Genomic DNA, 23,712 nt, shown 5'->3' on the forward strand with positions numbered 1-23,712 from the left:
TGTTGTGTGTAACTTAACTCTAGTTTACTGAATATTTTACGTAAGGACTGTTCAGGTTCTTGCAACTAATTGTTCGTAATGTATCGTGATCAGGTTTTCACCCAATGTGTCTCCGCCAGTGTTGCATCAAGTTATCATAGCCTTCGTAGTAACGAGCTAGGGTGTCCATATGGCAGAAAAAGGGCTCATTGGCGCCAAAGTAATGACAAAATACTGACCAAGCCATGGGCTGGAAATTACGTCTCAAATCGATAAACACGGCATTCGGCATCAGTGCTTGAATAGCTCCGAGAGCCTGAAAGTTAGCGGGGAGTTATTGATCACGACACGGTGAGCGAGTTGATGCTTGGTCAGTTCATCAACGTACATCTGCCGCAGTCGGTTACGAATATCGGTGTTCGTATTGGCCATACAATGTGGGAAAGGAGCTTCATTGACCGCGCTCAAATAAGCCATCAGTTTGGCGCTAATAACGTCGTTTTCACCCAGGCTTGCTATGCTTGGGTGCTGACACAACATTTGCTCTAACAGGGGAACCCGTCCGTGGCATGCCAACAATAAACACCGGAATAAAGCTGGCCTTTAAGGTGTCTTGTTGGTCAGCAATAAAGGTGTTGAAAACTGTGCTATGAGCGTGTTGATGTACTGCTCGAAGCCCTCGCCTAAAGGCGTACACAAGGTATATTGCATTTCATTGGCTAAACGATAGTGAGCAAAGGCCTGAGTTTTGTCACCACTGTTATGATAGCTTTTTGCCAAGCTATAATGCAGCACCACTTTGGCTTGCGTGCTGCGGCTTGCACTAAGCAAGTGTGCATATGAGCAATCTGTTTAGAAGTAACACTATTACCTTTCAGTTGGTTAACTCATAGTATATGTAAGGGGTGACCGGGTGATCGGGGCAGCCCAAGCCATTGAGCAGGGCCTGCTTAGCTTTTTTGATATAGCCATAGGTAAGATGGTGCAGGGCTAAGCGATAAAAGGACTCGCCGTTATGAGGAGCAATTTTGGTGCAGTAGTGCAGTACTTCATAAGCATCACTACGTTTCTCTAGGCCGTCAAATGCATCGGCAAGCGCAAATAAAGGTCGAGTACTTTAGGGAGCCTTTGGCAGGCTTTTGTAACAAATAGACTGCCTGAGGGTATTTCTCTAAGCGGATGGCAATGCGACCCAAACCAAACAGTGCTTCGCCTTGATTCGGGTCGGCTCAAGCGCCGATTTAAAATGAAACTCGGCTTCCTTAAGTTTGTTTTCACTTAGCAGCTGATAGCACGCTCTAAAATAGTCATAGTGATTCGGTAAAGCTTTTTAATTCAACATACCGTGCGGCCTGTGTCGACGCAAGCATAAAAAAGGCGGGCTTTACGCCCGCCTGTGATGTAGTTAATGCGCTTCTATTAGAAGCTATAAGTCGCTTTTACGTAGTAATAGCCACCATTGAAACCAAACGGCGAGGTTTCATAGTACAAGCCACCCCAATTGTTATTAGGAATACCTGTACGGTCCTCGAAATCTAAAGGCTCTGCCTCTTGGTCGAAGATGTTTTGTGCACCCACAGATAGACCGATGGCTTCGGTGGGGTAGTAAGTCACCTCCGCATCAAACCGTTACTGCGGCATCGGCCATTTTTGCTGTTTGGTCGAAGTCAACATGAACACCTTGGTACTCACCGAAGTAATTCACGCGCACAAAGCCAGAGAATGAATCCCATTGTTGTGACCAAGTTGCTGTACCACGATGATTAGGTAGGTCTTCCTCTAGGCGTTGTACTTTAAAGTCGCCGGTAATATCACTGAAGCTGGTTACTTCAGTTCATTCCAGTTGTACGCCAAGCTAAAGGTTGAGAAACCATCGAGTAAATCAGTGCTGTAGTTGGCTACGATATCAACACCCTCAGTGTGGTGTCGAAGTCATTGGTGAAGAAAACTGACTTGTGCAAGTTGGTCGACATTCGGCACACCTGCTTGTTTTAAAATGTCTTTATCTTCATCGCTAAGCACGATTTTTTCTGATTGGCTGATACGGTCTTCTACATCGATGTTGTAGTAATCCATGTTAGATAGAAATCACCGTTTTGGTAAACCGCACCGAAGGTATAGCTATCAGATTCTTCCGGCTGTAGTTCTTCACCACCGAGTTGAACCGCAATCGGGTTAGTTGGTGGTAACAGCGCCGAATCAACCAACACGCCACTGCTTAGGTTCGTTTGCACGTTACTAACGTTCGCTTGCCCAACAGTAGGCGCACGGAAACCAGTGCTTAATGAACCACGCAATGAGAACATGTCATTAATAGTGTAATGACCCGTTACTTTGTAGTTAGTTGTTGAACCAAAGCTGTCGTAATCTTCATAGCGCAGCGCCCAACCCATTAAAAAGTTCTCAGTGAATGGTGTTTCGATATCAATATAGGCAGCATAGTTGCGGCGTGTGAACTCACCGGCTGTGAAGGCTTAAAGCCAGGGAAGCCATTAGAACCAATACTGAAGCCTTGCTCTGTTAGCGGGCCGATTTCAAATGAATCTTCATCGCCAGCGATCACGGTGAAGGTTTCTTCACGCCACTCAATACCACCGGCAACGTTGGCATCGTAATACAAGCCCCCAATCAAAGGTTCGGGTGATATCGAAGTTAAATGTTTTCTCTAGCTGCTCGTATTTACCTGGTGAGAAATCGCGCGGTGTTTGCGGGCCTAAAGAGGCATTTACGGTGTCATAGAGGAAGTAGCGTGAGGCGTTATAGCCCACTGAGCCGCTGGCATCATAGAGCCAACCTTTGAGCCAACCATCGCTAAACTCACCTTTCACACCTGCCGTGAATGAGGTGTCAACGATATTACCGCCGAAGTTTGGCGTAAAACCACCAGGAAGAATTTCATTAAAGGCAAAGCAATCAGGTTATTAGCAACACCATTAATGTACTCTGGTTGTCCAGTACGTTATCGTCGATTTGGATATTGGTTGGGCAGTTGCCGCTCATATCGCCAGTTAAATCACCCACCAGCAGCGTTTCACCGCCATCGTTGGAGTACACACCTGGGCGTGTATGCGGGTTACGATAATAGAAGCCACCACGAACATCACGCTCAGAATAGTTTCCGAACATGTAGAACTCATCATCATTGGTTAGCTCTAAGCCAACATTACCAAAAATGGAAATGTCGTCTTCAATCTCTGGGTACCCCAAATTTGTGCAGGGTCGTCAATATCCGGCACGCCCGCCGCTGTTAACGCAATCGCGTCAGCGCGCTGAGTACTGCGACTTGTCGCATCAGCATTTTTATATTGGAAGCTTAAGTTAGCGAAGCCGTTATCAGTGAAAGGTAAACCAATGTTACCCGCAATTTGGGTGCTATCACCGTCGCCTTCGTAGTACTGCCCATGGCGTACTTCAAACGTACCCCCTTCGCTGGCATCTTTCAGCACGAAGTTCATTACCCCAGCAATTGCATCCGACCCGTACTGCGCCGCAGCACCATCGCGCAATACCTCTACTTGTTTCAGCGCGATGCTTGGGATCACTGAAATATCAGGGCCTTGTGCACCATCGTTAATACCACCGCCTAAAAATGCGATGACCGAGGCGCGATGGCGGCGTTTACCATTGAGTAAGACGAGTGTGCTATCTGAGGGGAGACCTCGCAAGTTAGCAGGGCGCACAAGCGTTGCTGCGTCACTGATAGGGTTACTATGTACATTAAATGATGAACAGTGCCTTTAAGCACTTCTAACATATCGGAATTACCCACCTTACTGAGCTCTTCACCGCCGATAATATCAACCGGAACAGGAGAAACTGCCGATAGAGCGTGGCGCAGCACGAGACCCTACGACGGCGATTTTTCAATATTTTTCGTTTTTTCAGCGTTGCTCTCGTCTTCAGCAAGTGCATTACCGGTGTGTAGCAGCGCTACCGTTGATGTGGAAAGAAGTGCGCAGCGAACGGCTGCTTGCAGAGTTCTGTATTTCAACTTCATATTGTATCCCCCAGTTAGTATACAGATTTATGATTCTTTGTTGTCATTGTGTATAAGGTATCTATACATGTTGTTTACAATAGATTCAACACAACAATAACTTTTGTTACAAAATATTAGACCTAAGTGGGAGAAAATCCTTGGTGCTAGCGTCTAGGAGTTATCTGTGTGACAATCATTTAGTAACTACTTAGTGAAGACCTTATGCGCATCTATCGTTTATTCCATCGCGCTCCAATCCGCGTGCTGCTTATTTCTCGGCGGCGACAAAAATTGAAATTACGTCGCGCGATGGTGACGGTGAAGTGGGCCTTGGCGCAAGAACGCCAAGAAACAAAAGAGATGCTGGATATCTACCGACGCTACACGCGTGGTAACGCCACTAAGCATGAACTCAAAGTGGCGAATGAACAGTTTGTGGATATTTTAAAGGGGCTGGGTTTAGGCGTGTTTGCAATACTGCCATTTGCACCTATTACCATCCCCCTTGTTGTTAAAATTGCCAAGCTGGTAGGGGTTGAGGTGTTACCTAGCTCGTTCAGTCACCCTAAACCACCAGCTAAGAATTCATCCCGCTGCGACGACAATTCCCCTCCTCAGGACTAGTTTAGACACTGGCGTGCCCAACTAGGCGGCGCTCAGCTAACTGCCCGGTTGAGTGGGGAGGGCAGTGTTGTTGTCGATATACACATTGCGACTAAGGGGATCAATGTAAAGAAAATCGCTGTCCGGGGCGAGTTCATATTCGTTTCCAGAAATATGTACTCCATCGAAAGAAGCGTGATCAGAGTAGCTGTAGGTTCGCACAATATCACGCCAGTTGGTTTCCTCGGCGAAGTGGACTTGCTCAAAACGGTTATCGCGCACGGTCAACGCGTACACAGGGCGCAGTTGCTCTCTGCCAAGACTATTTAGGCGCAGACCAAATCGAGTGTTATGAATAAAGTTTTTCTCAAACATAATGTTATCCCACGGGATTTGTCGGGGAGCTTGAGAGTTCGGGTATAAGTTCATAACAAACCCATCAATGTTCATAAAGCGATTATGAGCGACCCACAAATCTGAGTAGTAGCTCACCTCAAATGCGGTCTTGTTAATATCCTTAAAGGTATTGAACAACACATTCGCAGTTTGTGCTGGCGCACGAGTTGAAAGCTTAAGGGTACAACTCTCAAATTCATTGTCCAACACCACAATATCATTCACCCCTCCCACGTAAGAGTTTGTCTGTGCTTGTGTTGTTGTCACTTGCCGACACTGACTAAAGCGGTTGCTGGCGATCATGACTTCACGGGTATTGGTGGTGAAATAATCGGCTTCAGGCCCAGAGGTCACGCGCAAAGCGGCATCACCAAAGTTGCTAAACTCATTGCCGATAATTTTTACGTTTGTAGCCGAGGCGATATACACACCTTGTTTGCCCCAGGTGCTAACTTGGTGACCGTTATGGAGCCCTTGAAAATGTAACGAGCTCAGGGTGAAGTCTTGCGCTGGTTTAACGTAAAGCAAGTATTCTCCAGAAAAGTTTGCACACTTTTTTAATTTACTCTGTGTAAAAGAGCGCAAAGTGATTTGCTCACTGTGTTGCAACACTAAGGTGGTGCACACATCGTACGTGCCCTCAGCAAAGATTAGCGTGTCACCTTTGGCCAGTGAGTCGAGGGCGCTTTGTATCGCTACGCTGTCATCTTGTTGATCATCGGCTGTGGCGCCGAAATCGCCGACATGCACATTTTCTGCGTGGGCAACGAAAGAAAAAAGTAAAAGAAAGTAAATAAATCGCGTCATGATGGATCCTTGAAAATAGATAATTCAAAGTCGTGGTTCTGACTGGTAATGCGATGTAGGGAACCGGTTACCTTTAGCATAGTGTGCCATCCTCAGAGTCTCAATGTATTTGCTTAAAAGCACGCTAATACAGCGTAAAATATTCAATCGGGCGATAGACCAAGCCTTGCTCATCACGGGTCGACTCAAACAATGTAAAACTATGCACTTGCATATCAAAAGCTGGCATCGGTTGAGCAACTGTGGGCATCGCTTTGCAGTTTCTTGCTAGGGTGATGTGGGGGCGATAGCGCCGGTGCGGATCTTCAATATGATGTTTTTGTGCTATCTCTTTGAGGTCATTGTGCAGTGTGAATAACGCATCAGGTGGTGAGATGGGGCGAAGGTGAAAAATGCCATTACTGGGCCACCAATCGATGTCAGCCACCTTTAAGTTAAACTTCCTAAGCTGCAGGGCTCTCACTTCTTTAATCAGCGCAGCCTCTGTATTCAAAGAGGTACTGCCAAGAAATAACAGGGTTAAGTGCCAGTTTCGTGGTTGCGTAAAGGCTTTATCGGCAATGACATGGTGTTGTAACCAGTGCGCGAGTGAAGACTTTGCCTCATTGCTTAAACCCAGAGCAAAAAACAACCGTCGGCTGGAAAGTGAAGACGCCATTACTCATCCTATACCAATTATAAGGCGAACTTGATATGCTGGATATTATCAGCAACCAACGATGAGTCTGCAATGAATCTTTTGGTAAATACGCCGCGTAAGGATAACGCGCCAATCCCTTTTTATGTTATCAATCAAAACAACTTAGAGACATGGTCTGAGCAACAGGATGACTTTACCCGAACTTGGGTATTGCGTTCACTCGGTGGAGGTCAAGGTCTATGTGTTGTGCCAAATACCGACAATGGCGAACCTAAACTGGCAGTCTTAGTCAGCGATAATGAGCAAAGTGTGTGGGCCGCTGGAGACAGTGTGAACAAGTTGCCAGAGGGCGATTATCAACTGACGGACTGCGCCAACGAACGTGATATTGCCCTGGGTTTTGCGCTCGGTGGCTATCAATTCACCGGGTATAAACAAACGAATGCACCGAAAGCGCGTTTACTCATAACCGATAAGGCGTTGTTCAATGAGCTGGTAGCCAGTGTTGAGTCGACAAACTTAGTGCGCGATCTTGTTAATACGCCTGCGGCGGATATGATGCCTCAACACTTAAGTGAAGTCATGAGCGACTTAGCTGAGCGTTACGATGGCCAATTTTCACAGTGGATCGGTGATGAGCTATTAGAGCAAAACTATCCGACCATTCATTTGGTCGGTCGTGCGAGCGAAAACAAGCCGCGATTGCTTGATTTGCGCTGGGGCGATAAAAAAGCGCCTAAAATCATTTTGGTAGGCAAGGGCGTATGCTTTGACTCCGGCGGTTTAGATTTAAAGCCTGCGGCGGGCATGCGTTTAATGAAAAAAGACATGGGCGGTGCGGCGCATGTATTGGGCCTTGCTAATATGATTATGGCAGCTGGGTTAAACGTGCAGCTACGGGTGTTAATTCCTGCAGTCGAAAATGCGGTATCACGTAATGCGTTTCGCCCAGGTGATGTGGTTAAAACTCGTAAAGGCATTACCGTTGAAATTGACAATACCGATGCCGAGGGTCGCTTAGTGTTGTGCGATGCGCTTGATGAAGCGCAGCAAGATAACCCCGATCTTATTATCGATTTCGCCACCCTCACCGGCGCTATGCGAATTGCTCTTGGCACCGAGTTACCCGGTTTTTTCAGTAGCGATGATGGCATCGCTCAGGCGTTGACAGAGGCTGGCTATCAAAGCCAAGATCCAGTATGGCGTATGCCACTGTTTGCTCAGTATAAAAACTTGTTGAAAAGCGACGTGGCGGATATGAGCAACTGCTCACAAGGGCCATTTGGCGGCGCCATTACCGCAGCGCTTTACCTGCAAGAGTTTGTTGCTAAAGAAACACCTTGGGTACACTTTGATGTTATGGCGTGGAATGTGCGCGCACTACCAGGCCGCCCGGTAGGTGGTGAGGCCTTTGGTATTCGTGCTGCATACACTATGTTGCAACAGCGCTTTGGTAGCTAAGCAAAAAAAGTTACACTAAAGGCTGCGTAAGCGGCCTTTTTTAATGTTCAGATAACCAGGCGATTGCCGCGCGAGGGTCGTCGAAATATTTAACTTCGCCACTAACAAACCAATTTGCAACACTTGCCGCGAAGCTTTGCCACCGCTTATGGCCGTACAAGGCTATGCGTTTAAATTGCTTACGATGAATAACCCCTAACTTGAAGTCATCCCACATAGCTCGTGTCGTAAAACCGTCTAGCTGACTGGCGTCGATGAAAACATCGACAATGGGCTCGTCAATATCAGCCAAGGCCGAAGCGAATAATGGCGTCAGTAGTTGATAATGCTCATGATTCAACGTACCGGTCAGTACTAAGGCGATATAGATGCGCTGCTGGTGGCGCTCTATATCTACTTTCAAACCGTCTTTAGCCATAACACTGTTCCTATATAGCTCACGCTCAAGGTAACCATAGCGGTATTTATGAAAGTTTTAAAGTAATTGGGACGCCATTGCAGCCCATAGTCGCGTTACCCTTGTTGGCAGGCCGTTACCGCCTCGGCAATGAGCTCTAACCCAGTTTGCGAGCACTCAGGTAAAGCCGCTTGACTGTCACGCACTGGAGTTACACGCTCACCCCACTTTATGTAACTGGCTGCCCATGTCAGGCCAGCGCCGAAGGCGGCTGACATTATATTCGCGCCAGGTTTGACCATCCCTCTTTCGACAGCCTCACACAAGGCAATGGCAATGGTTGCTGCGGAGGTATTGCCGTATTCATCGATATTAACCATCACTTTGTCATCGTCTACTTTTAAGCGCTGTTGAATTGATTGGATAATTCGTAAGTTCGCTTGGTGTGGTACTAATACATCGATGTCATCGAGGCTAAGTTGTGCCTGACTCAACACATCGTCGCAGGCTACACTCATGCCTTTGACGGCACGTTTGAAGATTTCCGGGCCAACAAAGTTTAAATCAGACCCGCCAATGGTCTGGTATTTATTCACGTTGGTGCCAAAGTTACTAATATGCAAAATTGAACGGTCGCTGCTGTCACAGCCACTTTTGCTCGCGAGTAACCCTAATGGTTGCTCACTGGCTTGCAGTACCACCGCACCGGCGCCATCACCAAATAACACCGCACTGTCACGCAGGGCCCAATTGACATACCACAGCATGCGCTCGGCGGCGACTACAACAGCGGTTTTAATCATGCCTGCCTGGATTTGAGCCGTGGCCATTTGCAGCGCATATAAAAAACCAGAGCAGGCGGCGTTACTGTCACAGGTTGCGGCCCCTTTGGCGCCTAGGCGTTGTTGTACTTCCGAGGCTGTGTTGGCGACCATGGTACTCGGTGTGCAAGTGGCAACCAGCACGAGATCAAGCTGCTCGGCGTCAACGCCAGCACAATCTAACGCGCGTTGAGCGGCCACGGTTGCAAGCTCGGCAGTGCTTACGTGGCTAATATGGCGGGCTTTAATACCGGTGCGAGAGCTGATCCACTCATCTGAGGTATCAACCACGGTGGCAATGTCATCGTTAGTAATGCGTGCTGGTGGGATACATTTGCCCCAGCCAGTGATCTCTGCATAGTGCATAAAAATTCCTAAGGTTGCTGCGTCGGACGTTTGTTTATTCATCTGGCCCGATCTCTTTGCTATGGCAACTTTATACCAAAATGCAGCGTTTTGGTCGAGTTATACTGGTTTGCACCGGCAAAGTATGTTCAGGTAAAAGAAAATAATAACCAAGGAAAAACAATGAAACTCACCACATGTGCAAGCTTACTATTGGCGTTATCAAGCGCAAGCGCTTGGGCGCAAAGTACATTGATTTATGCCGGTAAAATACTCCCAGCGGCCAATGCCGATGTTCTCGAGCGGCAAACCCTCGAAGTAGTAGACGGACGTGTCCAGGGTATTCATGAAGGCTATGTTAGTGCTCAAACGTTAGGCTTGGCCGACGCGCATATTATTGACCTTAAAGAACAATTTGTAATGCCGGGGCTGATAGATTTGCACGTGCATATTAGTTTTGAACGTGATCCCCAGGCTGACCCTGAAAGGTGGTTGAAGGAGGTCGAGGCCGATCAGGCGTTACGTGCAACGCAATTTCTTGGCAATACCCTCAATGCGGGGTTCACTACCGTGCGTGATTTGGGCAGTTATAACGAGGTGATTTTTCCGCTGCAACGAGCAGTAGAAAGTGGCGTAATACAGGGGCCACGTATTATTGCTGCAGGTGAGGCGGTGACTCCAACAGGCGGCCACGGTGATTTACATGGGTATAGACAAGAGGTACTTGATGCGTTTGCTCCACGCATGGGCGTGTGCAATGGCGCCGATGATTGCACACGGGCGGTGCGCGAGATTGTAAAAGCCGGGGCACAAGTTATCAAAATCACGGCCACTGGCGGGGTATTGAGTAACACTCAAGCGGGGCTCAATCAGCAACTGACCGATGAGGAAATGAAGGCGATTGTTGATACCGCTCATAATCTTGGTCGCCCTGTGACAGCTCACGCACACAGCGCCCAGGGGGTTGCAGCTGCACTTCGCAGCGGAGTCGATTCTATCGAGCACGGTTCTTATGCTAATGACGAAACGGTGGCGCTGTTTAAAAGTACGGGCGCTTACTTAGTGCCGACATTGTTAGCGGGGATCTCTGTGAGTGAGGAAGTGAAGCACAATGATAAGGTTCCTCAGGCAATTGTAGACAAAATAACGCAGGTCGCCCCGGTGGTGAAAGCATCATTCCAACGGGCTTTAGATGAAGGCGTGAATATCGCGTTTGGTACCGACTCAGGGGTATCCCGCCATGGAGATAACGCCCGCGAATTTGCATTGTTAGTCGAGTATGGTATGTCGCCCCGTGAAGCGTTGGCGACTAGTTTAGAACAAGCACCTAAGCTATTGAATATGAGCAAGGAAGTTGGCAAATTACAAAACGGATACTACGCTGATGTAATTGCTGTTGCGCAGTCGCCATTAAAGGATATTTCGCAACTAAGCGCAGTGACCTTTGTCATGAAAGAAGGGAAAGTCATCAAACATCATGAGCAAGATTAAAGCGCAAACGTTGGCGCAACTAATTGAGTTAGAAAGAACTTTAATGAGCGAAGAGGTGCGCAGCAATGCCTCGCGATTAAATGAGTTGCTTGATGAACGTTTTATCGAGGTGTCGGCCGACGGCCGGCGCTTTGATAAGGACAATGTGCTTGCTCGGCTACCAAAAGAGCAAGCCAAGGGACGAAAACCCACCTTTCACAATCAAGATTTTGAAGGGCGTATGCTGTGCGATGATGTCGCCCAGCTCTCTTACCGAGGTGCGCTCAGACGCATCAAAGGAGGGCAATGGCACTACTCTGTAAGGATGTCGATATGGTGTCTGAATAGCAACCAAGATTGGCGTTTAGTTTACCACCAAGGCACGCCTTGTGAGGCCTTCCAGTTAAACCGGTAACGTCGCCGTAGTCTCCCACTCTGTGCTTTTCTCAGCGCCAGAATAACGATAGACTTTCATTATTCTTCACCCCTTAGCGCTGTTATTTTGGACCTGCTATTACAATCCAGCATTCGCCGTGTGTTATTGCTACGCAGTGTCGCCATTGCACTGCAGTTACTGGCGGTGCTCATTGCTTACTATGTACTTGATTTTGCGTTAGCACTTTTGCCGCTGTTGAGCATCATCGCCGTGGAGTCGCTATTTCAGCTGCTGAGTGTGGTGTTGCTACGACGACGCATCCACAGTCGCGCACCGGTGGGCGCCGCCACCGTAGTGTGGCAATTATTAGCTGATATCCTGTTTTTAACCTTGCTGCTTATGCACAGTGGCGGGGCGACCAATGCCTTTGTGTCATTGCTGCTGTTGCCGGTTATGATTGCTGCTGTGACCTTACCTGGGCGTTTAACGGTGTTATTAACCGTTATTGCAATTGCTGCTTATTCGGCCTTAGTGATGATGATGCCATTGCATCATCAAGGTGAGCAGGGCATGCAAATGCGCCACCATTTTATCGCCATGTGGATAAACTTTGTACTCAGTGCCGTTGTGGTCGCCACTCTGGTTAGCGCATTGTCTCGCACTTTGGCAAAACAACAGCGCGCTATTGCCCAAAGCCGAGAAGAGCAGCTTCGCGCTGAGCAGCTTGTGTCTTTGGGCAGCGCTGCAGCGCAAGCGACTCACCAACTAGCCACACCGCTTGCAAATTTGGCGCTGTTGCATGATGAAGCAAGGGAGCTAAGCGCCGACAATCCGACATTACAGCCTGTGGTTGATGATATGGCGGTGCCTTTGGCACAGTGTCAGCGGCAGTTGGATTTGTTTCGTGCTCGGGCACAGCAGCTGCGTGATGCTCATGAAAGAGCGCCTCATTATCAGCCGCTATTACAGCTCGTTGATGAGATCCGCCAAGCTTTCACGCTGAATTATCCGTCTCAGCAACTGCATTGTCAGCTCCCACATCAAGGTGAACATATTGAAATTATTAGTGACCCATTGTTGAGTGCCGCTGTGATTAACGTATTGGCCAATGCTGTGCGGGCAAACGAAGAGGTTGGGGCAGAGCGTATCACGATTACCATCCGCGACTCTGACTCTGCTCTTCATTGGCGAATTGAGGACCAAGGCCGAGGGTTTAGCGCTGAGATGCAGGCCTCCTTGGGCAGCGCAGTGATAGCGAGTAGCGATGGTTTTGGTGTGGCGCTGTGGCTAACCAACGCCACGATAGAGCGCATTGGTGGCACTTTGGCATTGGCCAACAATGAACACGGTGCATGCATTGATATCACTATTCCTAAGAGGCGCTATGAAGCTGTTACTGATTGAAGATGACCTGGCCTTTGCGCGAACACTCATGAGGCGCCTAGAAGCGCACACCCAAGCGCAGGCACATGCTGATTGTGTGCAAAGTGCGCTGTTTCAAGCACGACAGTTACGCCCCAGCCACATTATTTTGGATATGAATTTAAATAATGAGTCTGGACTGCAGCTGCTTGCACCGCTGCGCTCTTTGCTGCCGAGTGCGCGCATCATATTGCTGACTGGGTTTGCCAGTATTGCCACTGCAGTCAAAGCAGTGAAGCTCGGCGCTGATGATTACCTCGCTAAGCCTGTGTCTATGGCACTTTTACTAGCCACTTTGGAGGATGATATTGTGCATTCACACGTTTCGCACGACGATGAGGTCATGTCTCCTGAGCGTTTGGAGTGGGAGCATATTCAAGCGGTGCTGACGCGCAACAATGGCAACATTTCGCAAACAGCGCGCCAACTCAACATGCACCGACGTACCTTGCAACGTAAGTTGCAGAAAAAACCGGTGGCAAATTAACCTCGCTGAGGAGACTTTAGAAAAGAAAAAAGGCCAATAACAACGTGGCCTTTGGTAGCTATCACAAAGAGAAACTAACACCTAGATGGAGAGTACGGCCCAGTGCCTGTAAACGTTGTCCTTTATCTAACTCCCGGCCATCAACACGGTTTATGCCGTTGAGATGTGGCGCATAGCTATGATCAAAAAGGTTGTTAACCGCTGCATTGAACTGCCAATGGCTGTTGATATCATAATCTACACTCACATCAACGACACCATAGCCGGGTGAGCTCAGCTCGTTGTTATAGTGCGACACATGCGTTTGCGACTGGGCGAAGCGCCAACGCGCAGCCACTTGGTAATCATTGGCATAGTAATGGGCACTTAATTGGCCGTTAAGTGGGCTGATACGATAGAGATCGTCATTCACCTCATCCCTGCGTTTACCGCGCACATAACTAATCTGAGCATTAACTTGCCACTGCCGAGAGAGTTGATACTCGGCGCTCATATCAGCCCCGTAAAGGTGAGCATCAATATTACTAAAGCGAAGCGCGCCTTGCCCAGACATCATCATCGCCACCATATTCACCACACTGTCTTCACTGGGGATGCCTTGAATGTAATTATCAATTCGTTGATAAAATAGCTGAGGCTTTATCGAGAGCCGCTCACAGGTGTATGACCAACCCACATTCGCTTGGTACGCCGTTTCAGGTTTAAGGTTGATATTACCGACATAGGTTTTACCATCCGCAAGGCCCCCGGTTGCTTGCATGGGAAGCCATAAATAACGCGCTTGATAGCTCGCAGCCCGCTCTTTGATAGCGACACCGTAACTGAGGTCTGAGTGTGAATTCAACGTATAGCGATTATTGATGACCACATCGAAGGTGGTATCACTGACGCTTTTGTCTGCATCATTAAAACGAGTTTGTAAGGTTGCAACCGCTGGCATCATCATGGCCATGGTGGAGCTTACTTTATCGGCATTGGCAACATTGTATTTCAACCGTGCGCCTACTGTTGTGTTGAGCTTGCGGTGGCTAAACGTGTACTCGGTGAATAGGCTATGGCGGTCATCAGCAACATTATTAAAGTTTTCCACGAAAAATGCGTCATTGTTTGGATTAGTGATGTCCGCATCATGACGGTTGATACTGCCATCATAGCCCCATAGCCAAGCCCCTGTTTGTATGTGGGCAAAGAGACTGGTACTGCGTCCTAAAGCCAGGGTATAACGTGCTTTTTGCGCGGTACTGAGGGCGCGCTGTTGGTAGTTATCCATACCATGCTCGCCATCTTGAAAGCCCATACCCCATAATAGCGTTGTGTCACTGATTTCGTGCTCACCCGATACCTCAAATCGTGTGGTGTCGATGTAATCAATATCCATAGGCAGCGCGGCTGTGCCGCTTTGTTTGGTATCGGTACGATGAATATTGGCGAAGAGGCGCCCTTGATTTAGGGCCGACGTGGTAAGCACACCATACTGGTGACGCTGGTAATCACTGTTCGGAATAGCACCTTCTTTGGCCTCTTGTTCATCACTGTTGCGCGTATCTGCGTAGGCGAGCCAAGCAAATTGGCTATTACCAGCGCCCTCAGCGAGGCTAGCATTGAACCCTGAGCCATTATCTTGTGCATTGATGCGGCCATTAACAGTCAATGGGCTATCGAGCTCAGCGCGGCGCATGTTTACGTCAATGGCCCCGCCAAGCGTGTCGATACCGGCACTGACCGGGGCAATACCGCGATAGATGTCCATGTTTGCAATGATGATGGCAGGGGTGTAACTGAGTGGTGTATCCATTGAGTTGGGGCCTGCACCACTGAAGTTGAGGCCATTGCTGGCGACATTAATGCGTTGGGCAAACATACCTCGGTATTGCGCTAAACCTGTTATCGGGCCATTTTTGTTTACACCCGCACCAACAACACCATCGAGCCAATCGGCTGTGTCGGTTGCAAACTTTTGTGCCGGTATTTGCATTAAACGAGCACCCGTATCATGGTGTTGCGAGTGCACGGTGATCACTTCCATGGCCTGACTATTGACTGCGAAAAGTGCGGTGATGGTTGCGCCAAGGGCTGATTTTATCTTCATAATATCCACTGAGAATTGAAAAGCATGTCTGAATTTTCAATTGCTTAGGGACGAGGTGCAATAACAAACCGCCACAGTGCGGCAATATGTCGCACTCCAGTGAGCAACGCACGAATTTTGCTGGTACGGTGTTCGCAAGCTACGCTTAGTAGGGTGTATTATTTGTGAGCCACGCTATGAATTTTGCAGATTTTAATTTTATCGCGGTGCTAATTGCAGCCCTTGCCACGTTTATCTTAGGTGGCGTGTGGTATTCACCACTGATGTTTAAAAATGCTTGGTTAGATGGGTGCGGGTTAACGGACATAGATTTGCAAAATGCGGCAATGGGAAAGGTCTTTACCATCGCCTTTATACTCTCTCTTTTGGCTGCTTTTATCTTTGCGTTATTTTTAGGCCCTCGGCCCGAGCTCGGGTTTGCGGTAGGTGCAGGCTTTGCTGCGGGTTTAGGGTGGGTGGCTACGTCCTTTGGGATTAGCTATGTTTTCGAGCAGCGACCTCTAAAGCTGTTTTTAGTTAATGCCGGATACCATACTGTGCAGTTTACCTTGATGGGGCTTATTCTGGGCTTATGGCATTAGAGCATCGCGCCTGACAATGGTAGACTAGGCTGTGTTGTCTTAAGGGAGGGCGCATGGCTAAACCGAACAAAAAGGGCCCCGTTCGCACCGTGAATATTCATTGTTCGCAGTGCCGCACTAAACTCTACAAATACCGCAAAGGCGGCAAGGGCGCGCTTATTAAATGTTTTATCGAACGCATAACTGAGGACTTCACTGAGCAGCTCGCCACCTGTCCGCAATGTCAGCAGGTTTTCGCACGAGAGACTATGATCAGGGGCACCCCCGCATTGAAAATGATCGGCCAAAAAGTATTTATGAAATAAGCCAGCAAAAGATACGGGCATTTGTCCTTAAAGTGTATGAATGGCCACTGTTAAGCTCGACCGGTTTGGTTTTCATCTGGAGTAAACAATGGATATTTTGTTCGATGTTATTGGCATGTCGGGCACCTTTTTAGTGGTAGGTGCATTCTTTTTGTTGCAGTTGAATAAGCTGCCTGCAACGGGCTTAGGTTACAACCTAATGAACCTATCAGGCGCCATTTTATTGCTAATAAGCCTTTGTTATAACTTTAACTTGGCCAGCTTCGTTATCGAAATTTTCTGGATAGCGGCGTCACTCATTGGTATCTATAAATACATTAAAGCGCGTAAAGCCAGTAAGCTTGCAGCGGCGCATTCCGCCTCATAAACACACCTTGGCGTGAAACTACATTTGTTTTTATGTAAATATGGTGTAATTATTTAATTTATGAGTGATTTACACCGTATGTGCGATGTTCCGTTTTTGTTTCTATTTTACGCTCGTAGGCTCGTTTGTCTTTCCAGCCTTGGCTGAACAAGCGAGCAGCGATGAGCTCTTTTCTCTAAGCTTTGAACAACTGCTTGATGTTCAAGTGGATATCGCATCAAAAAGTGCAGAAAGCCAATCTCTGGCCCCTTCTTCGGTGACCTTATTTACCCGCCAACAAATTGCCCAGTTGGGTGTCCACAACGCTTATCAATTAATGAATTATGTGCCCGGCATGCAGCTGACTCGGGGCGACTGGGTCGGGGCCGTGCCAAAAGAGCATGCGCGCGGCGTGCATTTGGACAGTGGCAATATTCTAGTGATGATTAACGGTGAGCGCTTAAATGAAGTTTCCTTCGGTAAAGCTTCAGTGTACACACCTTATATTCCGGCGCAGTTAATTGAAAGAGTAGAGTTTATTCGCGGTCCTGGCTCTGCATTGTATGGCAGCAATGCGTTTTTAGGGGTGATGAATATTATCCTAAGTGACGATAACAATGCCTTGAGTGTTGGCATAGGTGAGAATGCTCGCCAGCAATTAACAGGGCAGTTGTATCAAGCGACGTCACTAGGGCAATTCTCTGCTAATATCGCGGTGGAAAAAACCAATGGTCAAGATTACGACGTTGCCGATAATGTTCGTGACCCACTGTATTCTGTTTTTGCCAATACCCAGTTTAGTACCGAGCGCTTAACCATCAATGCGCGCTATCAGCGTACTGAGCTGAATGAATTCTTGAATTTAGGCGGGTACAGCCCTCAGAATCGTCATCGCAGTGATAATTACGCCGCCAGTGTTGCCTATCAGTGGTTGCAAGGCGACCACGATTTGTCCTCCCAGTTGAGTTATGCCGAGCATCATATTGAAGCGCAAGGCTTAGTAGAGGGCCTTAATCTACCTGAAAACATGCCGTATTTTGTTGGTCCTAACTGGCAAAGCTCTGAGCTTAAGTTTGTCAGCGATTATCAGCATCAGCTTCATGCCAATAGTATATTATTTGCAGGTGTTGAGCTGCGCCGAGACGAGCAAACTCAAGCTGGCGTTGTGACCAGCTATTTCAATGACCAATCAGGCTTTATTGAGCTCAATAGTGAGTATTATGAAAACCCTTCGCGAGTACTGAGTCGCTATCGTGAGTTCAGTGATTTAGAACATCGCTTTGATGCTCAAGCAGGCTATGTGCAAGTGAAACAACAGCTTCCAGATTTTGGGCTCACTGCCTTTTTCGGGGCGCGCTATGATCATGTCAATGGTATTGATGCACGTTGGTCACCACGAGCCTCGCTTATTTACGAGCTGCCCAGCGGCGACATTCGCCATGTTTTAAAAGCGCAATACGGCGAGTCGTTTCGTACTCCGGTCACCAATGAGCTTTACTCTAACGATGATATCACCTCAGGTAATGCCAATTTATCCTCTGAAGTGATCAAAACAACCGAGCTGGTGTGGTTAGCTCAAGGCACACAGTGGAAAAGTGAGGTGGTGCTGTTTGATAACGCCCTAGAGGATTTTATTGATTTGGTGATGGTCAACGAGCAGCAGCAAGCTTTTACCTTTGCGAATGTATTTAGCACCACTATGCAGGGTATTGAGATGAGTGCTCAATCGCAGCTAGGCCAATATAGTGATGTGCAAATCAATTATACCCAGCTATTTGATGATCCCATTAGCCCAAGCTTTAAGCGCTTTGCCAGTGTGGCGGTGAATATGCAGCTTGAGACATTGACACTTAGCGCGAATGCCCTGTGGCGCGATAGTGTCGAAGTATTCGGTGCTAATGACAAGCGCTTTTATCAAGGTGCGTATGTGTTGCTCGGCGCAGCGCTGCATTGGCAGATGGATGAACATACACGGCTGAGCTTAAAAGTAGAAAACCTTACCGATAAAGATTACGATACCTTCGATGCGCGCGTGTTTGATGGCCGCGTACCCGGGTACGGACGTCAGTCCAGTCTAACCTATACTTATCAGTTTTAAAGAGCAGGGATATTCTAGTGAGCGAGCAGTTGTGTGTGCTTGATAAGGTGTTTTCGCAGTTTAAACAAGCCCATGAACAAGAGCCAATAATGAGTCTTGTACAACGCAAGCAGGCGCTATTAGCGCTGAAGCATGCACTACTTGATGCACAAGAGCCATTGATTGCAGCAGCCAGCGAAGATTTTGGCTATCGCGAGCGCTTTGATACCTTGGTGAGCGACATTCTTCCTACGATAGAGGCATTGGACTACTGCCGTAAAAACCTCGCTAAATGGGCTAAACCGGAAAAGCGCCAGGGTGGTTTTGCGCACTTTCCCTCGTCATTACACGTGCATTATGAGGCCAAAGGCGTGGTGGGCGTTGTATCGCCTTGGAATTATCCAGTGAATTTGGCGTTATCGCCCCTTGCCTTTGCCCTTGCAGCGGGTAATCGAGTGGTGGTGAAATTGAGCGAATATACCCCTGCTGTGAATCAAGTATTAAAAACATTGCTTAGCTCTGAGTTGAAGCGCTATGTGGCATTCATTGAAGGAGATGCACAAGTAGGGGCCGCGTTTAGCGCTAAGCCTTGGGATCACCTTGTGTTTACTGGCTCCGGTCATATCGGCAAAAAGGTAATGCGCAGCGCTGCTGAGAATCTCACACCGGTAACCCTAGAGCTCGGCGGTAAGTCGCCGGCGGTGATGTTGCCTTGTGCGCAGGTCAATCATGCGGCAACCCAGATTGCCTTTGGTAAATCGACTAATGCTGGGCAGATATGCGTAGCTCCAGATTTTGTCCTTTTACATACCTCACAATTAGATTCTTTTATCACTTGCATCAAAGCAGAGGTGGCGCAGTTAGGCCACCGCCCAACGAAGGTGATTAATCAGGCTCAGGCTAATCGCCTAAAGGCGTTAAAAGAGGATGCAATCAGCAAAGGAGCCAAGGCTTTGGAGCTCATTAATGGGGGGGATCAACATGTGTTAACCCTGCTTTTAAATGTCGATGATAGCATGCGTGTTTGCCAAGAAGAGATCTTTGGGCCGTTATTGCCTATCCAAACTTATGAGCATATTGAAGACGCCTGTGCAGCGTTAAAAGCGCAGCCCAAACCATTGGCATTGTATTTGTTCGCGACCAAGCGGGCCCATTGGCAAAAAGTGAGTGAGCAAGTACAAAGTGGTACGTTGGCGGTTAATGACACCCTCATGCAAGTCAGTGCAACTGATTTACCTTTTGGCGGGGTAGGAGCATCGGGATTTGGCCAGTATCATGGTATTGAGGGGTTTTATACTTTTTCCCATGCGCGCTCGGTTCTCAAAACACCCCATTGGTGGCCGCGTGCGAAGTTGTTGTTACATCGCTCGCCTTGGTTATTAAAAATAGTGACTTGGCTTTACTTAAAAAAATAGGAGGGTTACCCCTCCTAAGCGTATTTATAGCTGTTTAATTTCGATATCAATCACGGTGTTATTCTCAACCATGACCCATTCGCGGAAGGTTTCGTAGCCGGGTTTACTCACTTCAACCTCATATTCACCAGGTTGCAGCTCTATCCCATCGTGGTATTTCGGACGAATATTCATAATTCTTACGCGTGAATCCGAAGGGGTGGTATTCACGGTTAACTGCGTGATCTCAGGCTTGACTACCTCAACAACTTGCTCTTTTGGCTCGGTATTAGTCTGTGGCTCAGCAGGTGCTGGCGCTTGGGTATTTTGACACGCTGCAAGCATTAAACTCAGGGCAAGGACAGATAGCTTTTTCATGGATTTTCCTTAACTGTGGCTTCACTTCCTAGTAGGTTCGTACGAACTTTCAGGGATCTCTTCGTTAATGGTTTAATTTTAGATACAGCTGCGCACTGTAGCTTACTCACAGCGATATAGTCAACGCAGTTGAGATAAATCCAAAAAAATATACGCTAACTAACAATATAAAAACGTGGCATAAAATCGGTATCAATATCTACACTGCGGCCTTGGTCTTGTACTAAACAGGCTGTGCCTAAAAGCTCAATAGGCATATAGAAGTTAGTGTGGGCATGGTCGGCGTAAAGGTGCTGACCTTGGTATTGCCAATAATGATTTAGTGCACCTAGGAAGGTCTCATCTAGATCAGTTGCTTTACTGATCAAGGCATTATTAATCAGGCTTAATTTTGCATTGGTGCAATGTTGAACTAGCGGGTTAGTGTCGGCGGCAATTTGCTGGCTCAGAGCGATGATTTCTGGTTGCGAGACCTCTTCTCCCAGCAACACTTTTTGCAGCAGCTCGGCTAACATAAGCTCAACCTCCGGGCACACGGCACGGCTCTCTCTTAAGTGAGACAAATCAAACGCTAACAGTGAGGAAAGGGCATCGTGGTCGCGTACTGTGAGCGCACAAAAGACGGCTTCTTGCCAATTCTGTGCATTGATCCGGCCTTGTTCAACTAGGCCGACGCCGTTGTACTGGGTGTCGTGCTGTTCACCGTTAAATTCTAGCTCCACAACACGTTCAGGGTCGTTCGCGAGGCTAAATAATAATGCATAGGCCTGCGCACAGTGAGCAATGGCTTGTTTCGCCTCTGCGTTGTGCTCTGGGCTTTGCTCATATGAAAGATACTGCGCTAAAGTGAGTGCGTGATTAGCGAGCCACATCAGGTTATCGCGCTGCACATGCACGAAGTTAAGGGTGTCTTGGTACTTTTTGCGGCTGGTGTTTATCTTCTCGTCAATTTCAGAAATTGTAGTAGGGCGCTCAATGTTTAGCATGACATATCCTTGTTCGGGGGTGAACTTATCCTTAAGCCACTATTGTAAACAACACCATCGCACTAGCGCAACTGTACTTTAAATAGCAAAGGCTCTTTTAGCCATCAAGTAGGTAATGACCGCAAGAGCCTTTATCGGGGGCGTGTTAGCTATCTTGGTAAGTTTTTACTGAGTTTTTTATTCTTATTCATTACACCCGAGTAATAACCGTGCAGTGCCTCATTTAATTGCCGTTCGCAGCGTTTAAGTTGTTCACTTTGTTCAATAACTTGCATGCTCAGTTTTACTTTTTCCTCACGCAGGTTTTTTACATCAATACTCTGGCTATCTAATCGGCTTTGTAGTTCATCAACTTGACTGTTCGACGCTTTAAGTAATTCATGTAATTCTTTATTGCGCTCTTGTAAGTCACGGCAATGATGCTTCATTACATGCTTACTGGTGCTCGCTTCCTCGAGTTGCTGTTCAAGCTCGGCCATTTCAATTTGCACATCGCGTTTGGCCTGCATTTGCACTTGCTGCATTTGCTCTGCCATTTTATCCATGTGCGCAAGGGCTTTTTTATTTAATGATTCCGCTTGGTTTATCTGCTGAACTAAAGGGGCATGAGCTTGTTCTAGCTGTTTAATTTGCCGCTCTTTTTCTTGTAACAGTTGCTTGTAAAGGTGCAGTTGCTCACTCAGGGAAGGCTCGCCACTAGTTTGGCCAATAGGAGTTACGGTAGCCTGCGGCATAGGTTCAACTGGGGTATGAAAATCTGAGTGCGCCATTGTCTGTCCTTGGAGTTCTTATATGTATTGGTCAAACTTTAGCAAATACGGCCAGTAAAAATTTGATCTATATCAGGTCCAGACCCGCTGAAGACTTTGCTCAGCAAAGACTTTGATCTAGCGCAAATAATGGGTGAGGTAATGTAAGGTTTGGCTCTGAGTACACGGGCAAATACAAGCTATATACTTATGACGATAGAGCAGACTTATAGGTTTACTATTTGGGTAACTACTATATAAACGCTCAGTGAGAAGTCGTGTTTAGGTTATCTTTTTGTGAATGCTTAATTTAGCGCCTGAAATAATGAACTGAGTATTATTTTAGCTGTTAAACTAAGTGTACCCTGCTAGCTAAGCGTTTATCACGCCACACTAGCAGGGGAAAGTGCTTCATAAAAAGTTAGAGCTCGTTTGAGGACAAATGCCGCTCAGCAGATTCTAGCTGTCTCTTAGCATACTTTTTCTGAAAGTTTGATTGGGTATGCTTTAGAACATGTTCAGCGTGGATAGCTACTTCCTTCCAGTTTCTTTCTTGTATATATAAATCTGCCAACTTCATATGGTTTGCAGCAATTTGATTAGGGGTAAAACTTTTATCTAAGACCAGTAACTCCTCACGAAGTGTTATTGCTTTAGCGATATCCTTTTTCACAAATTGGCCTGACCCATAAAGCCAAGCTAACGTAGTATAAGCGCCAGGCTCTTTATTTTTTAGCCTTTCTTTGGCCTCTGCGACCAGCCTAGTACCGTCACTTGTATGCAAACTTATAGGTACCAGAGCCGACCAGTAACCCATCTCATAGGCTTTTTCGCACCATGCTTCTAAAAGCTCTGGTGCATTTATCAAACTTTTGTGGCACTGCTGTGCGGCCACTTCGACGGTGAGTTCAGGGTCGTCAATCTTAATAGAGTGATCCCAGCAAGGGCCTGCTGCCATAGCTATATGCGTATATAATGCGAACAACATAATACAGAGAACGAGTGAAGGTGACATTCTACAGGCCTTCGTTGGTATCTTTTTGACTGTGTATTTTAGCTTTAGCTGCTTCAATAATAGAGGCTGCATACTCTCGTTTGTTACTATCGTTTATATACTTGGCCGCAACACTTGCGTGTTTTAGAGTGAGAGGCCAATTGTTTTGTTTTTGATATATTTTGGCTAAATCCAGATGAGTTTGCCCATACCATGGCTGTGAAGGATCAATACCTTCTAGGTAATCATTATAAAGAGCTAAGGAGCGACTCTCGTTCCGCAGCACAAACGTACCACTTTCATAAAGCCAAGCGAGTGAAAGTAGGGCAACGGAGTCACCTGCCTTAATACGTTTATTTAACTCGTCAATGTAACGAGAACCATCTTTGGTGTAGTAACCAATATTAAGCAGTGCCTGTGCAAATCCAGCCTCAGCTGCTTTTTCACACCAAAAAAGCACCCTGTCGGGACGATAATAAAAGCTTTTATCGCATAGTCTCATGAGTTTGTCGGCTGTGAGTGTTGGGTCATTGGCGTCAGGTTCTTGCCAATTTGCTTGCGCTAAACACGAAATAAAGAGCAAGGGTACTGTTACCCAAGGAGCGTTTACTACCATGTGAAAGCCTTATT

Annotated in this window: 24 protein-coding genes and 1 pseudogene; 11 read left to right on the top strand and 14 right to left on the bottom strand. The window is 47.3% G+C overall.

Annotated features, from left to right (window positions below; all coding sequences use genetic code 11):
* Nucleotides 1-97: 97 nt before the first annotated feature.
* From PRUTH_RS19405 to PRUTH_RS19355, 4 genes and pseudogenes are all read right to left on the bottom strand, one after another.
* The gene (locus PRUTH_RS19405; RefSeq protein WP_151174069.1) at nucleotides 98-271 is read right to left on the bottom strand and encodes a sulfotransferase; all 174 of its coding nucleotides are present in this window, start codon (nucleotides 269-271) and stop codon (nucleotides 98-100) included.
* Nucleotides 271-519, bottom strand: coding sequence for a hypothetical protein (locus tag PRUTH_RS17715; protein WP_151174070.1), 249 nt, complete (start codon nucleotides 517-519; stop codon nucleotides 271-273). The genes PRUTH_RS19405 and PRUTH_RS17715 overlap by 1 nt, the downstream gene beginning before the upstream one ends.
* 63 nt (nucleotides 520-582) lie before the next feature.
* The gene (locus PRUTH_RS17720) at nucleotides 583-810 is read right to left on the bottom strand and encodes a hypothetical protein (RefSeq protein ID WP_151174071.1); all 228 of its coding nucleotides are present in this window, start codon (nucleotides 808-810) and stop codon (nucleotides 583-585) included.
* Between the two features lie 588 nt (nucleotides 811-1,398).
* A pseudogene (locus PRUTH_RS19355) lies at nucleotides 1,399-3,976 on the bottom strand (TonB-dependent receptor plug domain-containing protein).
* A gap of 204 nt (nucleotides 3,977-4,180) precedes the next feature.
* On the opposite strand from PRUTH_RS19355, the gene PRUTH_RS17730 reads away from it, so the two are divergent.
* On the top strand, nucleotides 4,181-4,582 hold the full coding sequence (locus tag PRUTH_RS17730; protein ID WP_239408341.1) for a hypothetical protein: 402 nt from the start codon (nucleotides 4,181-4,183) through the stop codon (nucleotides 4,580-4,582).
* A 36-nt stretch (nucleotides 4,583-4,618) separates the two neighbouring features.
* Here the strand turns inward: PRUTH_RS17730 and PRUTH_RS17735 are convergent, their stop codons facing one another.
* Nucleotides 4,619-5,764: a glycosyl hydrolase family 28-related protein gene (locus tag PRUTH_RS17735; protein ID WP_045979009.1), complete on the bottom strand. Its 1,146-nt coding sequence runs from the start codon at nucleotides 5,762-5,764 to the stop codon at nucleotides 4,619-4,621.
* A gap of 124 nt (nucleotides 5,765-5,888) precedes the next feature.
* Entirely contained in the window at nucleotides 5,889-6,422 is a 534-nt protein-coding gene (gene thpR / locus PRUTH_RS17740) for an RNA 2',3'-cyclic phosphodiesterase (protein ID WP_151174060.1), read from the bottom strand.
* A gap of 72 nt (nucleotides 6,423-6,494) precedes the next feature.
* On the opposite strand from thpR, the gene PRUTH_RS17745 reads away from it, so the two are divergent.
* Complete coding sequence (locus PRUTH_RS17745) at nucleotides 6,495-7,865, top strand: leucyl aminopeptidase family protein (protein WP_151174072.1); 1,371 nt, start codon at nucleotides 6,495-6,497, stop codon at nucleotides 7,863-7,865.
* 40 nt (nucleotides 7,866-7,905) lie between these two features.
* On the opposite strand, the gene PRUTH_RS17750 is transcribed toward PRUTH_RS17745, so the two are convergent.
* Both PRUTH_RS17750 and PRUTH_RS17755 read right to left on the bottom strand, forming a co-directional pair.
* Nucleotides 7,906-8,283: a SpoIIAA family protein gene (locus PRUTH_RS17750; RefSeq protein ID WP_053910792.1), complete on the bottom strand. Its 378-nt coding sequence runs from the start codon at nucleotides 8,281-8,283 to the stop codon at nucleotides 7,906-7,908.
* Nucleotides 8,284-8,378: 95 nt separating this feature from the next.
* Nucleotides 8,379-9,449, bottom strand: coding sequence for a ketoacyl-ACP synthase III (locus PRUTH_RS17755; RefSeq protein ID WP_026111037.1), 1,071 nt, complete (start codon nucleotides 9,447-9,449; stop codon nucleotides 8,379-8,381).
* A 162-nt stretch (nucleotides 9,450-9,611) separates the two neighbouring features.
* Between PRUTH_RS17755 and PRUTH_RS17760 the strand changes: the two genes are divergently transcribed.
* The 4 genes from PRUTH_RS17760 (at nucleotide 9,612) to PRUTH_RS17775 (ending at nucleotide 13,183) form a co-directional block, all read left to right on the top strand.
* Entirely contained in the window at nucleotides 9,612-10,919 is a 1,308-nt protein-coding gene (locus tag PRUTH_RS17760; protein ID WP_151174073.1) for a metal-dependent hydrolase family protein, read from the top strand.
* Nucleotides 10,906-11,313, top strand: coding sequence for a nuclear transport factor 2 family protein (locus PRUTH_RS17765; RefSeq protein ID WP_151174062.1), 408 nt, complete (start codon nucleotides 10,906-10,908; stop codon nucleotides 11,311-11,313). The genes PRUTH_RS17760 and PRUTH_RS17765 overlap by 14 nt, the downstream gene beginning before the upstream one ends.
* 87 nt (nucleotides 11,314-11,400) lie before the next feature.
* A complete protein-coding gene (locus tag PRUTH_RS17770) occupies nucleotides 11,401-12,678 on the top strand; it encodes a sensor histidine kinase (protein WP_151174074.1) in 1,278 nt (425 codons plus the stop codon).
* The gene (locus tag PRUTH_RS17775) at nucleotides 12,659-13,183 is read left to right on the top strand and encodes a response regulator transcription factor (protein WP_130145590.1); all 525 of its coding nucleotides are present in this window, start codon (nucleotides 12,659-12,661) and stop codon (nucleotides 13,181-13,183) included. Before PRUTH_RS17770 ends, PRUTH_RS17775 begins: the two co-directional genes overlap by 20 nt.
* A gap of 61 nt (nucleotides 13,184-13,244) precedes the next feature.
* On the opposite strand, the gene PRUTH_RS17780 is transcribed toward PRUTH_RS17775, so the two are convergent.
* Nucleotides 13,245-15,272: a TonB-dependent receptor gene (locus tag PRUTH_RS17780; protein WP_151174075.1), complete on the bottom strand. Its 2,028-nt coding sequence runs from the start codon at nucleotides 15,270-15,272 to the stop codon at nucleotides 13,245-13,247.
* A gap of 176 nt (nucleotides 15,273-15,448) precedes the next feature.
* Here PRUTH_RS17780 and PRUTH_RS17785 point away from each other — a divergent pair, with 176 nt between their 5' ends.
* The 5 genes from PRUTH_RS17785 (at nucleotide 15,449) to PRUTH_RS17805 (ending at nucleotide 19,996) form a co-directional block, all read left to right on the top strand.
* Complete coding sequence (locus tag PRUTH_RS17785) at nucleotides 15,449-15,853, top strand: DUF1761 domain-containing protein (RefSeq protein WP_022944457.1); 405 nt, start codon at nucleotides 15,449-15,451, stop codon at nucleotides 15,851-15,853.
* Nucleotides 15,854-15,906: 53 nt separating this feature from the next.
* A complete protein-coding gene (locus PRUTH_RS17790) occupies nucleotides 15,907-16,158 on the top strand; it encodes a hypothetical protein (RefSeq protein WP_022944456.1) in 252 nt (83 codons plus the stop codon).
* A gap of 88 nt (nucleotides 16,159-16,246) precedes the next feature.
* Nucleotides 16,247-16,525, top strand: coding sequence for a CBU_0592 family membrane protein (locus PRUTH_RS17795; protein ID WP_045979015.1), 279 nt, complete (start codon nucleotides 16,247-16,249; stop codon nucleotides 16,523-16,525).
* Nucleotides 16,526-16,610: 85 nt separating this feature from the next.
* A complete protein-coding gene (locus PRUTH_RS17800; RefSeq protein ID WP_151174076.1) occupies nucleotides 16,611-18,602 on the top strand; it encodes a TonB-dependent receptor plug domain-containing protein in 1,992 nt (663 codons plus the stop codon).
* A 17-nt stretch (nucleotides 18,603-18,619) separates the two neighbouring features.
* Nucleotides 18,620-19,996: an aldehyde dehydrogenase family protein gene (locus PRUTH_RS17805; protein ID WP_151174077.1), complete on the top strand. Its 1,377-nt coding sequence runs from the start codon at nucleotides 18,620-18,622 to the stop codon at nucleotides 19,994-19,996.
* 24 nt (nucleotides 19,997-20,020) lie between these two features.
* Here the strand turns inward: PRUTH_RS17805 and PRUTH_RS17810 are convergent, their stop codons facing one another.
* The 5 genes from PRUTH_RS17810 to PRUTH_RS17830 all read right to left on the bottom strand — a co-directional run bounded on the left by PRUTH_RS17810 (nucleotide 20,021) and on the right by PRUTH_RS17830 (nucleotide 23,698).
* Nucleotides 20,021-20,353 (bottom strand): carboxypeptidase-like regulatory domain-containing protein, encoded by a 333-nt coding sequence (locus tag PRUTH_RS17810; RefSeq protein WP_022944452.1) that lies wholly within the window; start codon nucleotides 20,351-20,353, stop codon nucleotides 20,021-20,023.
* Nucleotides 20,354-20,508: 155 nt separating this feature from the next.
* The gene (locus tag PRUTH_RS17815) at nucleotides 20,509-21,339 is read right to left on the bottom strand and encodes an Imm49 family immunity protein (RefSeq protein WP_151174078.1); all 831 of its coding nucleotides are present in this window, start codon (nucleotides 21,337-21,339) and stop codon (nucleotides 20,509-20,511) included.
* 149 nt (nucleotides 21,340-21,488) lie between these two features.
* A complete protein-coding gene (locus tag PRUTH_RS17820; protein ID WP_151174079.1) occupies nucleotides 21,489-22,109 on the bottom strand; it encodes a hypothetical protein in 621 nt (206 codons plus the stop codon).
* 400 nt (nucleotides 22,110-22,509) lie between these two features.
* Nucleotides 22,510-23,046, bottom strand: a complete 537-nt coding sequence (locus PRUTH_RS17825) for a hypothetical protein (protein WP_257221091.1) — start codon at nucleotides 23,044-23,046, stop codon at nucleotides 22,510-22,512.
* 58 nt (nucleotides 23,047-23,104) lie between these two features.
* A complete protein-coding gene (locus PRUTH_RS17830) occupies nucleotides 23,105-23,698 on the bottom strand; it encodes an SEL1-like repeat protein (RefSeq protein WP_151174081.1) in 594 nt (197 codons plus the stop codon).
* Between the last annotated feature and the right edge of the window lie 14 nt (nucleotides 23,699-23,712).

The sequence above is a fragment of the Pseudoalteromonas ruthenica genome, assembly GCF_008808095.1.
GTDB classification, from domain to species: Bacteria; Pseudomonadota; Gammaproteobacteria; order Enterobacterales; family Alteromonadaceae; genus Pseudoalteromonas; species Pseudoalteromonas ruthenica.